General features: G+C 62.9%; 15 protein-coding genes. 10 read left to right on the top strand and 5 right to left on the bottom strand.

Annotated features, from left to right (window positions below):
* The first annotated feature begins 159 nt into the window (after positions 1-159).
* A complete protein-coding gene (locus BMW76_RS23780) occupies positions 160-1,251 on the top strand; it encodes a porin (protein ID WP_090869572.1) in 1,092 nt (363 codons plus the stop codon).
* 161 nt (positions 1,252-1,412) lie between these two features.
* On the opposite strand, the gene BMW76_RS23775 is transcribed toward BMW76_RS23780, so the two are convergent.
* The 3 genes from BMW76_RS23775 to BMW76_RS23765 form a co-directional block, all read right to left on the bottom strand.
* Complete coding sequence (locus tag BMW76_RS23775) at positions 1,413-2,246, bottom strand: ABC transporter ATP-binding protein (RefSeq protein ID WP_090869570.1); 834 nt, start codon at positions 2,244-2,246, stop codon at positions 1,413-1,415.
* Between the two features lie 56 nt (positions 2,247-2,302).
* A complete protein-coding gene (locus tag BMW76_RS23770) occupies positions 2,303-3,199 on the bottom strand; it encodes an ABC transporter substrate-binding protein (protein ID WP_245763346.1) in 897 nt (298 codons plus the stop codon).
* Positions 3,200-3,357: 158 nt separating this feature from the next.
* A complete protein-coding gene (locus tag BMW76_RS23765; RefSeq protein WP_090869566.1) occupies positions 3,358-4,149 on the bottom strand; it encodes an ABC transporter permease in 792 nt (263 codons plus the stop codon).
* Positions 4,150-4,587: 438 nt separating this feature from the next.
* On the opposite strand from BMW76_RS23765, the gene BMW76_RS23760 reads away from it, so the two are divergent.
* From BMW76_RS23760 to BMW76_RS23730, 7 genes are read left to right on the top strand one after another with little or no spacing between them, the layout of a single operon-like run.
* Positions 4,588-5,424, top strand: coding sequence for an alpha/beta fold hydrolase (locus BMW76_RS23760; RefSeq protein WP_090869564.1), 837 nt, complete (start codon positions 4,588-4,590; stop codon positions 5,422-5,424).
* A gap of 28 nt (positions 5,425-5,452) precedes the next feature.
* Positions 5,453-6,349: an FAD binding domain-containing protein gene (locus BMW76_RS23755; RefSeq protein ID WP_090869695.1), complete on the top strand. Its 897-nt coding sequence runs from the start codon at positions 5,453-5,455 to the stop codon at positions 6,347-6,349.
* Positions 6,349-8,664 (top strand): xanthine dehydrogenase family protein molybdopterin-binding subunit, encoded by a 2,316-nt coding sequence (locus BMW76_RS23750; RefSeq protein ID WP_090869562.1) that lies wholly within the window; start codon positions 6,349-6,351, stop codon positions 8,662-8,664. Before BMW76_RS23755 ends, BMW76_RS23750 begins: the two co-directional genes overlap by 1 nt.
* Positions 8,665-8,668: 4 nt before the next feature.
* Positions 8,669-9,166, top strand: coding sequence for a (2Fe-2S)-binding protein (locus BMW76_RS23745; protein ID WP_090869560.1), 498 nt, complete (start codon positions 8,669-8,671; stop codon positions 9,164-9,166).
* 55 nt (positions 9,167-9,221) lie between these two features.
* Positions 9,222-10,598 (top strand): MFS transporter, encoded by a 1,377-nt coding sequence (locus tag BMW76_RS23740; RefSeq protein ID WP_090869558.1) that lies wholly within the window; start codon positions 9,222-9,224, stop codon positions 10,596-10,598.
* A 2-nt stretch (positions 10,599-10,600) separates the two neighbouring features.
* Complete coding sequence (locus BMW76_RS23735) at positions 10,601-10,978, top strand: RidA family protein (protein ID WP_090869556.1); 378 nt, start codon at positions 10,601-10,603, stop codon at positions 10,976-10,978.
* Positions 10,979-11,001: 23 nt separating this feature from the next.
* Positions 11,002-12,033 (top strand): XdhC family protein, encoded by a 1,032-nt coding sequence (locus BMW76_RS23730; protein ID WP_090869554.1) that lies wholly within the window; start codon positions 11,002-11,004, stop codon positions 12,031-12,033.
* Positions 12,034-12,055: 22 nt separating this feature from the next.
* On the opposite strand, the gene BMW76_RS23725 is transcribed toward BMW76_RS23730, so the two are convergent.
* Complete coding sequence (locus BMW76_RS23725; RefSeq protein WP_090869552.1) at positions 12,056-13,684, bottom strand: class I adenylate-forming enzyme family protein; 1,629 nt, start codon at positions 13,682-13,684, stop codon at positions 12,056-12,058.
* 4 nt (positions 13,685-13,688) lie between these two features.
* The gene (locus BMW76_RS23720; RefSeq protein ID WP_090869549.1) at positions 13,689-14,654 is read right to left on the bottom strand and encodes a LysR substrate-binding domain-containing protein; all 966 of its coding nucleotides are present in this window, start codon (positions 14,652-14,654) and stop codon (positions 13,689-13,691) included.
* 409 nt (positions 14,655-15,063) lie between these two features.
* Between BMW76_RS23720 and BMW76_RS23715 the strand changes: the two genes are divergently transcribed.
* Positions 15,064-15,501, top strand: coding sequence for a PaaI family thioesterase (locus BMW76_RS23715; protein ID WP_090869546.1), 438 nt, complete (start codon positions 15,064-15,066; stop codon positions 15,499-15,501).
* A 146-nt stretch (positions 15,502-15,647) separates the two neighbouring features.
* Positions 15,648-17,105, top strand: a complete 1,458-nt coding sequence (locus BMW76_RS23710) for a UbiD family decarboxylase (protein WP_090869544.1) — start codon at positions 15,648-15,650, stop codon at positions 17,103-17,105.
* Positions 17,106-17,152 lie beyond the last annotated feature (47 nt).

Raw genomic sequence — 17,152 nt, 5'->3', positions numbered from 1 at the left:
GCGTCTCACGCGATGGTTCACGGTTTGCCGTCTGCAAGCGGCAGAACGCTGGACCGCGGTTCAAGTGGGACGCTCTCGCACATCCACGGTAGACGACGCGGGAAGCGTCCGGTCCCGCACGTTCTCCCACATGAATAAAACGACATTGATGGAGGAGATATGCACGAAAAAGAAGGAACAGTTTCCATAGCGCGCGTGAGCAGCCTCAGGCGTTCGCTGACGGCGTTGACCTTGCTAGGCCTTTCGGGCGGCGCGGTTCATGCCCAGAGCAGCGTCACGTTGTACGGTTCTCTCGACGGCGGTTTGCGCAATCTCGTGAACGGAACCAAAGCGGGCGGCGCGGCGCTGTCGATGGCTTCGAACGGCGTCTATAACTCGAACCGCTGGGGCTTCGAGGGGAAGGAGGACATCGGCGGCGGCTACTACGTGCGCTTCAATCTCGAAGCGGGCTATGTGCTCTCGACGGGTGCGAACAACAACACGAACAACCAGCTTTTCCAGCGGACGTCGACGGTGGGATTCGGCGGTCCGTTCGGACAGGTCGACATGGGCCGTCAGTTCACGCTGCAGCACTTTCTGATCAAGGACTTCGAGCCGTTCGACTTCCATTACCTGAGCATCACCGAATCGACGGCGGTTTCGGGCGGCAACACGGGACGCGACGACAACGACATCAACTATCGCGGCATCTTCGGCCCGTGGGTGATTCGCGGCGAGTACGCGCTCGGGGGTGTGCCTGGGAACGCCGCGCATGGCTCGACGCTGGCGGGCGGCCTGAACTATCGCACGAAGCTGATCAAGCTGGGCGCAGGCTACACGCATAAATCCAATCCGCTATCGGCGACGTCGAGCCAGTACTTCGGCAACGACCAGTACACGGCAGGCGGCACGGTGACAGTGGGCCCGGTCGACGTGATGGCGGGGTATTCCCTCAATCTGCAGGACGTGCCGGCCAACGTGCACAGCATGACACGCAATCAGTATCTGTGGGGCGGCGTGCGGTATCAGATGTCGCCCTTCTTCAACGTCACGGCGGCGTATTACGACAACAAGAACAAGACGAACGGCGTCGATGGCCGCAAGGATGTCGCGATCCTCGGGATCACTTATCTGCTGTCGAAACGGACTGAGCTGTATGCGGATATCGACTATACGCATTTCACGGGCGTATACGTGACGAATGCGACGCTCAGTCCGTCGCAGCACGAGAAGCAGACGGGCGTATCGTTCGGCATCAACCACTGGTTCTAGTCGTGCGCAGGCGCGTCGGAGCGGTTTTATCCGCTCTGCGACGCGCCTGACTGTTTGTGTGGGTGTTTTGCGTCCTGATGCTGGCATCCGCATTGGCGAGGATGTTTCGCGGATGCCAGCCGACCTGAAAAACTGAAGGCGTTGCAGACGACGGCAGGATATCAATGATCGTCCAGCGACCCTTGAGCATTGAAGTGTGCACGAATCGTCTTCGTGTAGTGAAGGAAGGCCGGCGTCGCCATCACCTCCAGCGGCCTCGGACGAGGCAGATCGATATCGTAGATGGCCGCGATCGAGCCGGGCCGCTCCGACATCACGAGCACCCGATCCGACAGAAACACCGCTTCGGGAATGCTATGCGTGATCAGCAGCACGGTCTTCTTCGATTCGAGCCAGATACGCTGCAATTCCATGTTCATGTTTTCGCGCGTCATCGCATCGAGCGCGCCGAATGGCTCGTCCATCAACAGCACCGAGGGGTCATGCAGCAGCGCGCGGCAGATCGAAACCCGCTGCTGCATGCCGCCCGAAAGTTGCCACGGGTACTTCTCCTCGAATCCCGTCAGCCCCGCCATGCCGATCAGGTTCATCGCCTTCTCGCGTGCTTCGCGTTTCGGCATATGGCGCATTTCGGCTTGCAGAAGGATGTTGTCGAGCACATTGCGCCATGCGAGCAGCACGGCGCTCTGAAACACAATGCCGACGTTCTTCTGCGGCCCGCGAATCGGCTGTCCCGACAGCATCATCGTTCCGGACGAAATCCCTTCGAGCCCCGCGACCATCTTCAGTAAGGTGCTCTTGCCGCATCCGGACGGTCCAACGATCGCCACGAATTCCTGCTCGCGGATGTCGAAATCGAGTGGCCTGAGCGCCTGCATCATGCCTTGGGCGCTGCGGTAGCTCTTGGTTACGCCGCGCAACTCGATCAGCGGTTTCGACGGCGCGTGAGCGGGCGATCGGTAGTGCTTTTCATCAAGCTTCAGTACAGTGGTCATAGCGGTGCCGGATTCAGATGAACGGATAGAGAAGGGCGCGGTGTTTCAAGCGCTGCTCAGGGCACGAATGCGCTCGTGTAGTACTTTGCGGGCACATTCGCCGACGGATCGAGCTTGCTGTATTGCACGATCGCGGCAACGGAATCGTCGATGTTCTTCGTGCTGACATGGAAAATGGGCGCCTGCCCGGTTTCAGGCGTGCGATAGAACGGTATCGTCGCCTTGAGCGTGCGGATCATCGTGTCGCGCGAGCCGGCTGCAGGCAGCGTCTTCAGCAACGCGTCGACGGCGGCGGCCGGATCTTTCTCGCTCTCGTTCACGGCCTTTGCGGTCGCGCGCATGAAGCGTTTGAGCAGGTCGGCGTTGTCCTTGATCATGTCGTCGCGCGCGATGATGCTCAGCGTCGCGACGTTGACCTTGTAGTCGGCGAACAGAATCGCGCGCGCGGGCTTCTTCGTGGCCTGCTCGACGGAGATCAGCGGAATGGTCGCGAAGCCGACGAGCAGATCGGCCTGGCCGGTGATGACGGCGTTGATGGTTGTCTGCGGATTGCCGGTGATGGTCTTGAAGTCCGAATCCTTGAGACCGACCTTGTTCATGAACATCGTCCATAGCTGCGACGATGCATCGCCCGGCGCGACGGCCACGGTTTTGCCCTTGATGTCCTGCGGCGTCTTGATGTTCTTCTCTGCAAGACCGACCACGGAGGTCGGATTCTCCTGCATCAGCACGCCGATCGCCTTGACGGGTGCGCCCATCGCGGCGACCTTCACCATCGTGCTGAAATCGGCGTAGCCAATGTCGACGTTATGCGTCGCGACAGCCTGCACGGTCGGCCCCGAACCGTGTCCTTCCATCAGCTTCAGATCGATTCCCTCGGCGTCGTAATAGCCTTTCGCCTTGCCGAGATAGAACGGTGCCACGGCGCCGTTGACCGTGTAGTTGAGCATCATCGTCAGCGAATCTTTTGCATGGCTCGCTGTGCTGCCACAACAACAGATGGCAGCGATACTCAGCGCGGCCGCCAGGCGCGATAACCTTCTGGACTTCATGTCGTCCCCTGCGTGGTTTTAATTGGGTAGTCGATGCGCGCGGCGCATCATCGCGCACGTCACGCGCGACCGAGTGCGCGTGCGCGGTGCGATGCATGCCACGGAATCGCAATGCGTTCCAGCATGTCGATCACGACGAAAAGCAGCGCGCCGATTACCGACAGCACCACGAGCGCGGAGAAGATCAGCGGCTGGTCGAAGTTGCCGTTGGCACGCTGCAAAACGAAGCCAAGTCCCGAGTTCGCACCGACGAACTCGCCGACCACGGCGCCCACCACGGCCAGCGTGATCGACACCTTCATGCTGGAGAAGATCGACGGCAACGCGTGCGGCAGGCTGATCTTGACGAACGTCTTCAGCGGTGAACTGCCCATCGACTTCGCGAGATCGATCAGGTCTTTTTCTACTGACTTGAAGCCCATCACCGTCGATACGACGACGGGAAAGAAGCCGAGCAGGAACGCGACCAGCACGCGCGGAAAGAGTCCGAAGCCGAACCAGACCACGAAGAGCGGCGCGATCGCGACTTTCGGAATGCTCTGCGAGAACACGACGAGTGGATACAGATAGCTTTCGATCAGCGGCGACGCGGCAACCAGCATCGCAATCGGCACACCGATCAGCACCGACAGCGCAAAGCCACCGAGCGTCGCGTAGAGCGTCGGCAGCGACTCCTGAAGCAGCATCGACCATTGCACGGCGATCTGACGCATGATCGCTTCGGGTGTCGGTACGAGGTAAGGCGGAATCTTGAAGATGCGGATCACGAGATCCCACGCGACGAGCATCGCTACGATCAGCAGCAGCGGACGGACCCACTGCGAGTTCAGCATTTTCCTGGTGAAGTTCACGGCATTCGACCTTTCTGGTTGAGCGGCTGGAAACGGACCGCAGGTTCGGCGAGAGGCCTCGCGTGTCGCGGCAGCGCGTGCGAGCGGGAAGCGGCGGCGCAGGCAGGCGCGGCGCGTGCACACGGAACGGCACGCTCTGGCAGCAAGATTGAAGGCGAGCCAGGCGACGGGCAAACGCTAATTGTTCATGCCGCATATGAGAGAAATTCATCCGCCATCGCACACGCCGGATGCGCGCGCAACGTTGCGCATGGCGTAGAACGCCCGTTCGCGGCCAATGAATAGTTTTCATGCGTTGCATGAAAGATCGTCGTTTGCCGCACCACCGGCTAGCCAGCAATATCCGTCTGCGGACTCGGAGAGCCGAGCTCGAATCCATTTCCGACAGCATTCGATAGCACCTCATTGGATAGAACCTGATAGCCAGCGGAGCACGCAATGAATCAACCGGGCAGTCCCGATGTCGTTTCGTCCCACGTCACCGCGCGAGACGGCACGCGCATCGGCTACAACCTCTACGGCGGAAAAGAGAACGCAGTACGCGTCGTTCTCTTGCATTCGCTCGCGATGGACCGTCACTTCTGGACTCCCGTCGTCGAGCGGCTGATGCCGCGCGCTTCCGTTCTTGCAATCGATGCGCGCGGCCACGGTGCATCGGACAAGCCGGCCGGACCCTACACGGTGTCGCTGTTTGCGCAGGACGTGTACGACGTGGTGCGCGCGACGGACTTTCGCAATGTGCTGATCGCGGGCGCGTCGATGGGCGGCTGCGTTGCACTCGAGTTCGCCGCAACCTTTCCCGATGCGATCGCCGCGGGTCTGATCGATACGACCGCGTGGTACGGCGAGACCGCGCCGCAAGACTGGAACGCCCGCGCTGAGAAGGCTGAAGCGGGCGGCCTCGCGCCGCTCGTCGAATTCCAGACGACGCGCTGGTTCAGCGATGCGTTTCGCGCCGAACATCCCGACGTCGTGCAGCGTTGCGTCGATACGTTCCTGCGCAACGAGGTCGCGCCGTTTGCGGCGACGGGCCGCATGCTCGGCTCGTTCGACGGACGCGCGCTGATGCGTCAAGTGAAGGTGCCGAGCTGCGTGATCGTCGGCGAAGAAGACTACGCGGCGACGCCCGCGATGGCGCGCGCACTGCACGAAGGCATCGCCGCTTCGACGTTCGTGGAGATTCCGAAAGCGCGGCACCTCACGCCGCTGGAGACCCCGGATATCGTGGCCCGCGAGCTGCATGCGCTGCTCGATCGCGCGGGTTGCGCGCGTTAGGCCCATTCAGAAACAAGGAGTGCATCAGATGATTCCGTTTGAGCTCGCCAGGCCACGGTCGCTCGAAGAGGCGATTGCGCTGCTCGATCCGGAAGATCCGGATATTCGCCCGATGGGCGGCGGCACGGCGGTGATGTTGATGATGAAGGCGGGTGTGCTGCGGCCGACGCGCCTCGTCAGCCTGTGCGATGTCGAGCCGCAGTATGCGCAGATTCGCGTCGGCGCAAGCGGAGAGCTGCATATCGGCGGGCTTACGCGTCTCGCGACACTCGAACATTCGCCGCTCGTGAAGAAAGGCTGGCCGCTGCTGTCGCGCACGTTGCGCACGCTGTCGAACGTGCGCGTACGCAACGTCGCGACGATCGGCGGCAACCTCGGCCATGCCGATCCGCACATGGACATGCCGCCCGTGCTCACGTCGCTCGGCGCAAGCGTGACGATCACCGGGCCGAGGGGCGAGCGGACAGTGCCCGTCGAAGAACTTTGCACAGGCTATTACGAAACGGTGCTGGACCGCGACGAACTGATCTCCGAAGTAATCGTGCCGCCGCAAGCAGGACGTCCTGCCGCCTACATGAAGGTCACGACGCGCGCGGCGCACGACTGGCCCGCGCTAGGTGTCGCTGTCGTGCTGGATATGAAAGGTCCGCAGATCGGCAGCGCGAGCGTGATCGTCGGCGCGGCCACGGATCGTCCGACTCGGCTTACGCAAGCCGAAGCGCTGCTGCGCGGCGCCTCGCCCGACGATACAGCACTCCTGCGCGACGCGGGCGAAGCCGGTGCGGCGCAGCTCGATATCGTCGGCGACCCTCACGGCTCGGCGAGCTACAAGAAACAACTGCTGAAGGTCTATCTGGGCCGCGCGGTACGCACGGCGATCGCTGCCGCTGATGGACGCGCCGCCCCATTCGAGGGTCATGCCTGATGAAAATCGAAACGACGCTGGAAGAACAGCCAGCACAAAAACAGGTGGGCCGCGCATTGAACCGGCTGGAAGCGCGCTCGAAGGTGACGGGCCGCGCGGAGTACATCCACAACCTCGTGCTGCCACGCATGCTGTACGGCAAGATCTTTCGCAGCACGGTGGCGCACGGCAGGATCATCAGCATCGACGCGAGCGCCGCGCGCGAGCTGGAAGGCGTGTTCGCCGTCTATACGGGTGAGGATGTCAGGACGGTGATTCCCGAGCCGTATTTCGGGCCGGCTTTTCACGATCAGCCGATTCTCGCGCTGGAGAAAGTGCGCTATATCGGCGAGCCGGTGGCCGTCGTGCTCGCTGCCGATCCGCACGTCGCCGAAGAAGCGACGCATCTGATCATCGCAGAGTATGAAGAACTGCCCGCCGTGTTCAACGAAGTCGAGGCCGCGCAATCGGACATCCTCGTGCACGAATTTCTGCGCCCGGCGGGTACGTTTCCCGACCTCAAGCATCTGGCGGGACGCAAGGGCACCAATGTCGCGCTCGACTTCCAGTTGCGGCGCGGCGACGTCGATGCCGCCTTCGAAAATGCGGCACATGTGTTCGAGGACACCTTCACGACGCAGCAGGTCATGCACACGCCGCTCGAACCGATGGTGTCGCTAGCGGAGCCCGACCTCGGCTCGGGAACGTTGACGGTGCACACGGCGTCGCAGAGTCCATCGTTCGTGCGCATCGAGATTGCGCGCCTGCTCGGCTGGGACGAAAACCGAGTGCGGGTGAAGTCGGCATTGCTCGGCGGCGGATTCGGCGCGAAGCTTTACATCAAGCTCGAAGCGCTCGTCGTCGCGCTCGCGTTGCTGTCGCGGCGCGCGGTAAAAGTGTCGCTGACGATGGAAGAGCAGTTCTTCACGATCACCAAGCACGCCACCACGTTCCGCATGAAGACGGCCGTGAACGAAGAAGGCCGCATCACCGCGCGCAAGTGCGAAGTGTGGTGGAACGGCGGCGCCTATGCGGATATCGGGCCGCGCGTCACGCAGAAATCCGGCTTCACCGCTTCAGGTCCGTACGATATCGAGAACGTGTGGATCGATTCGTATCAGGTCTACACGAATCTCCCGCCCGCTGGCGCATTTCGCGGCTTCGGCATTCCGCAAATGGTGTGGGCGTACGAGAGTCATGCGGACATGATCTCCCGCGCGCTGAGCATCGATCCGCTCGAATTCCGCAGGCGCAATATTTTGCGCGAAGGCCGTCCGCACGCGACAGGCACGCCTATGCACGACGCCGCGATCGACCTCGTGCTCGAACGCGTCGCGCAGCGAATGAACTGGACAGCGCCGTTCGAGCGAGGCACGGGCACCCTGCGGCGTGGACGCGGCATCGGCATTGGCTTCAAGGCGCTGGTCGCGCCGACCACTTCCGTCGCGATGGTGAGCATTGCGGGCGACGGCAGTTGCACGGTGTATTCGAGCACGGTCGACATGGGCCAGGCGTCGGAGACCGCGATCGCGCTGATGGCGGGCGACGTGCTCGGCATTCCCGCGGAGCGCATCAAGGTGATGCGCCCCGACACGGACGTGACGCCTTATGACATGGCGACGCTCGGCTCGCGCTCCACGTTTCATATGGGCCACGCCGTGCGTCTCGCTGCCGAGGACGCGAACCGCAAGCTACTGGAGCTCGCGAACGAGCTGGGCGTGCCGCCTGTGCCCGCGATCCGCGCGAGCGAACTGCTGCGCCGCAAGTACGGCATGCAGGCGGGCAATATCGTCGGCATCGGCAGTTTCATTCCCAGTTACAAGTCGCCCGAGCACGAGACCGGGCAGTCGGAAAACATCACGCCGAACTGGATGGTGGGCGGCTGCGGTGTCGAAGTCGAAGTGGATACGGAGACGGGCCACTTCAGGCTGCTGCGCTTCGAGAACGTCGTGGATTGCGGCACGCCGATCAATCCGAAGGTCGTCGATACGCAGATTTCCGGCGCGGCGATCATGCAGCTCGGCATCACGCTGTTCGAGCGGATGGAGTTCGACGAAGTCGGGCAATTGCGCAATGCGTCGTTTGCCGAGTACAAGATTCCGGGTATCCACGACATTCCGTCCGCGATCGGCCGCGAAACGGTGGACTCCGTGCAGAGCAACGGACCGTTCGGCGCAAAGGGCGTTGGCGAAAGTGCGACGTTCGGCGTCGCGTCGGCGATTGCCGATGCAATCGAAGATGCTGTCGGCGTGCGACTCAAGTCGCTGCCGTTGACGCCCGAGAGTGTCTACCGTGCACTGTGCGCCGCGCGCAATGAACCGTTATCCGAGGAATAGATCCATGAGCGCCACTTCCATCACGATTCATTTCACGCTGAACGGCGAACACGTGAGCGCCGAGATCGAGCCGCATCATACGATCCTCGAAGTGCTGCGCCAGCAGTTCGCGCTCTACGGCGCACGCGAAAGCTGCGGACAGGGCCTGTGCGGCTGCTGCACGGTGATCGTCAATGGCGAGAGCGTGTCGGGCTGCCTGTACCTCGCGGCGATGGCCGACGGCGGCGAAGTCACCACGGTCGAACATCTCGACGCGAGCGGCGAACTCGACGTCGTGCAGCGGGCCTTCATTGAATGCGGCGCGTTCCAGTGCGGCTTCTGCACATCGGGCTTCATCCTGATGAGCCGCCAGTTGCTCGACCGCAACCCCGATCCGACGGAAGCCGAAATCAGGCATTTCCTGTCGGGTAACCTCTGCCGTTGCGCCGCGTACCCCGAGATCATCGAGGCTGTGAAGCTCGCTGCGAGGATGCGCAGGTCGGAGGGCGCTGTGCCCGCGTAAATTCCAGGCGGCACGTGCGTCGGAAAAAGAACGTGCGACAACAAGGAGACAGTCGATGCAGCAACCTCTGGAGGAGAGGTCCGGCATGCGCGTGCAGTCACGCGACGCCGATGCGGACGTCGTGTGGTATCGCGCGATCAGCCGCAAGCAGTGGAGCGCGCTCGCCGCATCCAATCTCGGCTGGTTCTTCGACGGCTACGAGACCTATGCGCTCGTTCTCACCGTGGGCGTCGCGCTCGGGCAATTGCTGGAGCCGTCGGCGCATGCGCAGATTCCGTTCTACGCAGGGCTCGTGATCGCGCTGACGCTGCTGGGCTGGGGCTTAGGCGGTCTGGTCGGCGGCATATTGACCGACTATGTCGGCCGCAAGCGGATGATGATGCTCGCCATACTGGCGTACTCGCTCACGACAGGACTGAGCGCGTTGTCGTGGGACTGGGCGTCGTTCGCGGCGCTGCGCTTCGTCGTCGGTCTCGCGATGGGTTCGGAGTGGGCAACGGGCACGGCAATGACAGCCGAAATCTGGCCCGACCGTCATCGCGGCAAAGGCGCGGGGCTCATGCAATGCGGGCTCGGCACGGGCTTCTTCGTCGCGTCGCTTATCTGGCTCTTCGTAAGCGGAATGGGCGAGCACGCGTGGCGCTATATGTATGTGATCGGCGTGCTGCCTGGGCTCGCGACGTTGTGGATGCGCGCAGGCATCCCCGAATCGGAGCAATGGCAGCGCGTGAACGCGCGGCGCAAGGCGACGCTCGAGCGCAAGAAGGCGGGCGCGGTGCTCGACGACGGTGAACAGGCGCTCGCCCGCTTCACGCTGACCGAACTGCTCGCCGATCCAAAGCTACGCCGCCGCACGTGGATCGCGATACTGATGTCGCTCAGCACGACGCTGGGCTGGTGGGGCATCTCGACGTGGGTGCCGCCGTATATCGGCGCTGTCGCGGCGCGCGCCGGCCTGCATGCAGCGCAATGGGCGAGCTTCGCGGGGATGGCCTACAACGTCGGCGCGATCGCCGGTTATATCGGCCTCGGCTTTCTCGCCGATGCCTACGGCCGCAAGCGCGTCACCGCTCTGTTTTTCGCGGCGGCCTTCATCATTACACCCGTGCTTTTCATGTGGACTCACGATGTCGCGTTGCTGCTCGCGGTCGCGTGCGTGTCGGGCTTCTTCAGTCTCGGCCAGTACACGTGGATGCCGACGTGGCTACCCGAACTCTATCCCACGCGCGTGCGCGGAACTGCCATCGCACTGTGCTTCAACGTCCCGCGTTTTCTCGCGTGGACGGGGCCGCTCGTCGCCGGCACGCTGATCGCCCGCTTCGGCGGATATGGTCATGCGGCCGTCACGGTCGGCTTCATCTATCTCGGCGGTCTCGTGCTCGTGCCGTGGCTGCCGGAAACGCGCGGCAAACCCTTACCCGAACAGGTCTAACCATGAACTTCATCTTCACCGCGAAGGCGCCGTCCCCCGGTGGTCATTACTCGCAGGCCGTGCAGGCAGGCGGATTCACATTCGTCTCGGGCATGCTTCCCGGGCCCGGTGTCGCCACAGACGGCGCCGACAACTTCGAACGCCAGGTGCGCGCGACGCTCGCACACTGTACCAACGTGCTCGCGGAAGCAGGCTGCGAACTGACGGATGTCGTGCAGTGCACCGCGTATATCGTCGACGTGAAGAACTGGCCGGAATTCAACCGCCTGTACGCGGAGCACTTCGGCGCGCACAAGCCCGCGCGCGCGGTCGTACCCGTTCCGGAACTGCATCATGGCTTTCTCGTCGAGTTGCAGATGGTGGCGTACCGCGCCGCCTGAGCTCGCGGCTTCAGGAGGAGACGATGGACAGCATCGACGTGAACGTGCTGCATCACGCCGTCGACTGGCTCAAGGCGGGACGCCATGTCGTGCTGGTGACGGTGACGCGCACATGGGGTTCGAGCCCGCGCCCCGTCGGCGCGCTGCTCGCCATGCGCGACGACGGCGTGGTGAGCGGCTCGGTCTCCGGCGGCTGTATCGAAGACGATCTGATGGCGCGAGCCCGCGCGCAACTTGTTGCGGGCGAGCGGCCCGAAGTCGCGACCTACGGCGTCAGCGCCGAGGAAGCCCGCCGTTTTGGTCTGCCATGCGGCGGCACGATGCAACTCGTGCTCGAACCGCTGGCTGGCGATGCATCGCTGACGGCAATGATGGAACTGCTCGATCAGATCGCGGACGGCAATCTGATTGCGCGCGAACTGGATCTGGCAACCGGCCGCACGCGGCTGCGGGGAGCATCGCCTGACGAGCAGTTGCGCTTCGACGGCAAGACGCTGGTGAGCGTGCATGGTCCGCGCTATCGGCTGCTGATCATCGGTGCGGGCGATCTGTCGCGCTTCCTGGCCGTCATCGCGAGCGGTCTCGGTTATCAGGTGACCGTTTGCGATCCGCGCGAGGAATACGCCGACGCATGGGCGGTGCCGGGCGTGCGCGTCGTGCGGGCGATGCCCGACGATACGGTGCTGGACATGCGCCTCGACGGGCACAGCGCCGTCGTTGCGTTGACCCACGACCCGAAGCTCGACGATCTCGCGCTGATCGATGCGCTGCAGACCGACGCGTTCTATGTGGCGGCCATCGGCTCGCGCCGCAACAGCGACGCGCGGCGCGAACGGCTGAGGCTCTTCGATCTGAGCGACGCGCAGCTCGTGCGGCTTCATGGACCCGCGGGCATCTATATCGGCAGCAGGACACCGCCGGAAATCGCAGTGTCGATTGCCGCGGAAATGACGGCCGCGAAGAATGGCGTGAGACTGCCGCACGCGCTGGAGGTGGCACAGGGAAAGCGCGAGCAGGAACCGGGTGCGGTGTGCACGGCGGCGCTGGCCGCGTGAATTGCGAAAAGGCGGAGCGCGTCTACTCGCACTGCCGTTCGGACATGTTGCGCCGCGAATTGACGATCTGCCACCACTGCTGACGCAACGCATCGCGCAAGATCTTGCCGCGAGCGCTGCGCGGCAGCGACTGGATCGAGAAGATATCCTTGGGCACCTTTTCGCGCGCGAGGTGCTCACGGCAATGCGCGAGCAACGCTTCGGTGTCCGGCGCGGTGCCCGGCTGCGGGACCACGAAGCACACGGTTTCCTGTCCGTACAGCGGGTCCGGCACGCCCAATGCCGCGACGTCCTGAATCTGCGGATGCGAGCGCATCACCTCTTCGATTTCCTGCGGAACGATCTTGACGCCGCCGCGAATGATGAGATCGTCCATGCGTGCCGCCATCCGCACGAAGCCTTGTGCGTCGCGCGCGGCGATATCGCGCGTGAACAGCGGCGTGCCGCGTATAGGCAGCAGCGAGCCGTCCTGTTGCAGCATGCCCAGCGCGAGCTTTGCGCCGTCGACCACGACCTGGCCTTCGACATCGGGGGCGCACGACACGCCTTCAGGGTCGACGATATCGAATGTGATGTGCGCCGCCGGGTAGCCGACCGTGCCTACCTTGCGGCGATGCAGGCGGTTGCCGCACATCCATCCCGCTTCCGACGATCCATACAGATTCAGGATGCGGATGCCGTACAGCTGTTCGAATCGCCGCCATTGAACGGGCGAGAGCGGCGCCGTGCTGCATGTCATGGCGCGCAACGATGCGAACGTGCCGGCGGGCACGTCGAGCGGCGCTTCGAGCAGCATGTTGAGCACCGTCGGCACGCCAGCACACACCGTGATCCGATGATCGCGAATCCAGTCGACGAAGCGGCTGCGCGAGAAGCGCCGCGCGATGCACAGCGTCGAGCCCAGTTGCAGGAACGGAATGAAGCTCAGTATCTGCGCCGAATACCAGTCGAACGAACGGTACTCGAGCATGCGGTCGTCGCGATTCAGGCCGAGCAGATCGATGCTGTCGAGTCCGTTGAGCCAGTAGCACCCGTGGTCGTACACGACAATTTTCGGCACGCCCGTCGTGCCCGATGTGGCGCACATCGACGCGATATCGCTGGGCTCGGATATCGTCGCGCCGTCGGGCAGCGGCTGTGCGTCGTCGTGTTGTACGTCGGGTTCCGCGGCGAGGGCAATCGCGTCTCTGCCGGGGTTCGCGTTCATGCGATCCCCGAACGCCCATGAAGTAAAGCGGACGACAGATGCATTCACACCCGCTGCGGCCGAATCGGGCGCGTCTTCGGGAATCACGACGAGCTTCGGCTGGATCGTGTCGAGCAGCTTGCGCGCCGTTTCATTGCCGACGAAGAGCACGTCGAGCGGACACACGATCGCACCAAGACGCCATGCGCCGAGCCACAGCAGCAGTTTGTCGGGGGCCTCGCAATCGGCGAGCACGATACGCGCGCCTTTGGCGATGCCGCGCCGCGCGAATTGCCGGGCGATTGCGTCGACGCAATTCGCAAGCTGTTCGAAGGTCATGCTGACGCGACGGTCGACATCCACGATCGCGGGCTTGTTGGGGGTTTCCCGCCGGTGCTGTTCGATCAGAGCCGTAACGGAGCGCCAGGTCGGCTCGGCTACGGGATGTCGGGCACGCGTCGACATGAACTCAGCAAGGCTCCGGCACCGAGGGCGCCGTGACGCGACGTGCCGCCGCTGTGCGATCGGCGTCACCGTTTTCGCCGAGGCGCGCGAGCGCCCATTCGCGGAACAGTTCGACCTTTTTCGTGCGTGCCTTGTCGTTGGGTGACGAGACGAAATACGCGGAATTGGAAGGCACACGCACATCGAACGGCGCGACGAGCTTGCCGCTTGCCAGATCGCCGTTGACGAGCGGCGTGCGGCCGATCGCGATGCCGACGCCGTCGATAGCCGCAGCGAGCGATGTCAGTTGCAGGTGAAACACCGACTCGCCCGCGAACTCGACGGGCTCGCGCACGGCGGCTTCGAGCCACGCCGGCCAGTCGTCCTGATACATCGAATAGAAGTAGGTGCGAATCTGCCGCATGCGCGCGAGACCTTCCGCGACCGAGCCGAACTTGCCCGCTTCTGCGAGGATGGCGGGCGAGCACACGGGGAAGAACTCCTCGCCGTGTAGACGGTCCGAGCGCGCCGATGCCCAGCGTCCGGAACCGTAACGGATCGCGACGTCGTAGCTGTTGCGGTCGAACTCGTTGAACGTCGAGCTGGTGGCGATATGCACTGTGATGTCCGGGTACGCGCGCTGGAATTCGGGCAGCGCGGGAATCAGGCATTTGACCGCGTACGTGGGCAGACAGGTGACCGTGAGGACCGTGCTCGGCTTTTTCTTGCGCGCATGTGCGGTCGCGAGGGACAACAGATTGATTGCCTCGTGCACGGAATCCAGATACTCGCGTGCCGCAGGGGTCAACGTCAGGACATTGCGGCGTCGCACGAACAGCTTCACCTCGAGGCGTTCCTCGAGCGTCTTGATCTGATGACTGATCGCCGTTTGAGTCAGCTCAAGTTCCTGTGCTGCACGGGTGAAGCTGAGATGTCGCGATGCCGCCTCGAACGCGAGCAAGCTCTGCAGAGAGGGTATGTAGGGTCTCATCTGGATGTCAGCGCAACGCAAGTCACCTGGTAACGGATTGTAGCGGGTTTCATTCACGCGCTCCGAGGCTCTGCGCGGTGATGCAAGTCCACGCGGCGGGCAAGGTCGAAAGCCGGCGGATGCACGGATGATCGACCCGTTATGACCCTCGCGGAAATGAAACTTTTTCATGCCGGACATGAGAAAAGTTAGTTTGCGCGTGCCGAAAGCGCTCGGGCACTCTTGGTCCGGTCGAACGAAGCGTCCTCCATCGGCGCACATGAATCAATTGTTACAAACCCGGAACATCGAATGTTCAACGGCACGGCAATGGTCAGCTCTGCGCGCGAGGGAAACGCACGCCGGCAGTGCAAGGACAACAAGAAGCGATACGCAAAGGCGCCGCTGATCGCGGAAGGGGAGAAGAACGATGGACATCGATGTGCTGGAAAATCCGTTTCTTGCCAGCCTCGGCATGACGCGTACCGAATGGCGCGAGGGCTATGCGGAGTTTTGCCTCGACCTGCAGCCGGAGTTGCTCAATCGCCAGCGCGTGCTGCAGGGCGGTGTGGTGGCCACGTTGCTCGACGCAGCGTGCGGATACTCGGGACTGTATAGCGCCGACCCGCAACGTCCCATCCACGGCGTCACGCTGTCGTTGACGCTGAACTTCCTCGACAAGGGCGTGGGCACGACGTTGATCGGCAAAGGCTTTGTCGAACGGAAGGGCCGCTCGATCTTCTTCGCACGCGGCGAAGCATGGATCGATTCGAAAACGCTGATCGCCACGGCGCAAGGCACGTTCAAATACGCGGGCGGATATGGACGACGCGAACCGTCGAACGCGCGTGACGGCGAACTCGACTGACTCGCCGCGTCGCATGAATCCTTCTCATCCGTGACATGAACGATGGTCGTTTGCACGGCGTAACGCGTTGCTTCAATGTTGCAGTACGAGATCAACCACCTTGCCTGGAATCAGAGTAAGGCTCTGCTCGACAGGAGACACACGACGTGACACAGAGTTCGAACACACATTCGCTGGATCTGCGTGCATGGTTAGACGAGGCGCGCGCGCTCGGCGAACTGACCGACGTATCGGGCGCCGACTGGAACCTGGAACTGGGCGCGATCAGCGAGCTGAACGTGAAGAAGGAGCGGCCCGCCGCGCTGCTTTTCGACGATGTTCCTGGCTATCCGAAGGGACACCGCGCGCTGACGTGCAGCACCGCAAGTCCGGCGCGGCTTTCCTCGATTCTGCGCGTCGGACATCAGGCGAGTCATCGCGCGCTCGTGGAGACGCTGCGCGGCAAGCCGAAGCAATGGCAGGCGCACGCGCCCGAATACGCGCCCGTGACGGCTTCAGGCGGTCCTGTGTTCGACAACGTCCAGTCCGGCGCCGACGTCGATCTGTTCTCGTTTCCCGCGCCGCTGTGGCATGAGAAAGACGGTGGACGCTACATCGGCACGGGCTGCATGGTCGTCACGAAGGATCTCGACTCCGACTGGATCAACGTCGGCACCTATCGCGTGATGATTCACGACAGGAACCACGTCGGCCTCGACATGATTCCAGGCAAGCATGGTGCGATCCAGTATGACAAGCACATGAAAGCGGGCAAGCCGTTCCCCGTTGCGATCGTGATCGGCTGCGATCCCCTCGGCTATCTGATTTCAGGCATCGAAGTGCCGTTCGGCATGTGCGAGTACAACTATATCGGCGCGATATTGAAGCAGCCTGTTTCCGTGGTGAAGGGACAGCTGACGGATCTGCCGTTTCCGTCCGCATCGGAGATCGTGATCGAGGGCTATGCGCATCCCGGCGACGTCAGGATCGAAGGACCGTTCGGCGAATTTCACGGCTATTACCCGGGCAAGGCTGAGACCGCGCCCGTCGTGACGATCGAGCGCATTTACTACCGTAACAACCCGATCATCATGGGGAGTCCGCCCGCCAAGCCGCCGAACGACTATTCGTATTCGAAGGCCGTGATGCGCTCGGCGCTGCTCGTCGATGCGCTGCAGGCGGCGGGCGTGCCGGACGTCGCCGGCGTGTGGGCGCATGAAATAGGCGGCGCGCGCATGTTCAATGTCGTGGCGATCCGTCAGCGCTACGCGGGCCATGCGCGCCAGGCGGGACACATTCTTAGCCAGTGCGGCGTCGGCGCTTATATGTCGCGCTATTCGATCGTGGTCGACGACGATATCGATCCTGCCAATCTTCAGGAAGTGATGTGGGCCGTTGCAACACGCACCGATCCCGACATCGATATCGACATCGTCAAGCGCGGAATGGGTTCGAAGAACGATCCGATGTCGATTGCAAACCCGTACAAGGCGCCGTTCAACTCGAAGGCAGTCATCGACGCATGCCGTCCGTTCGATTTTCTGCACGAGTTTCCGCAAGTCGCGGAGGCGAGCAAGGAGTTGCAGGAAAAGACGCGCGCGAAATGGGAACACATTCTCGGCTGACGCTGAACGAAGCGGTACAAAGCGGCACAAAGCGGCGCGGCCACGCG

This window comes from Paraburkholderia diazotrophica (assembly GCF_900108945.1).
GTDB lineage: Bacteria > Pseudomonadota > Gammaproteobacteria > Burkholderiales > Burkholderiaceae > Paraburkholderia > Paraburkholderia diazotrophica.
The sequence above is the reverse complement of the archived record's forward strand: the minus strand, read 5'-3'. Positions and strand labels throughout refer to the sequence as shown.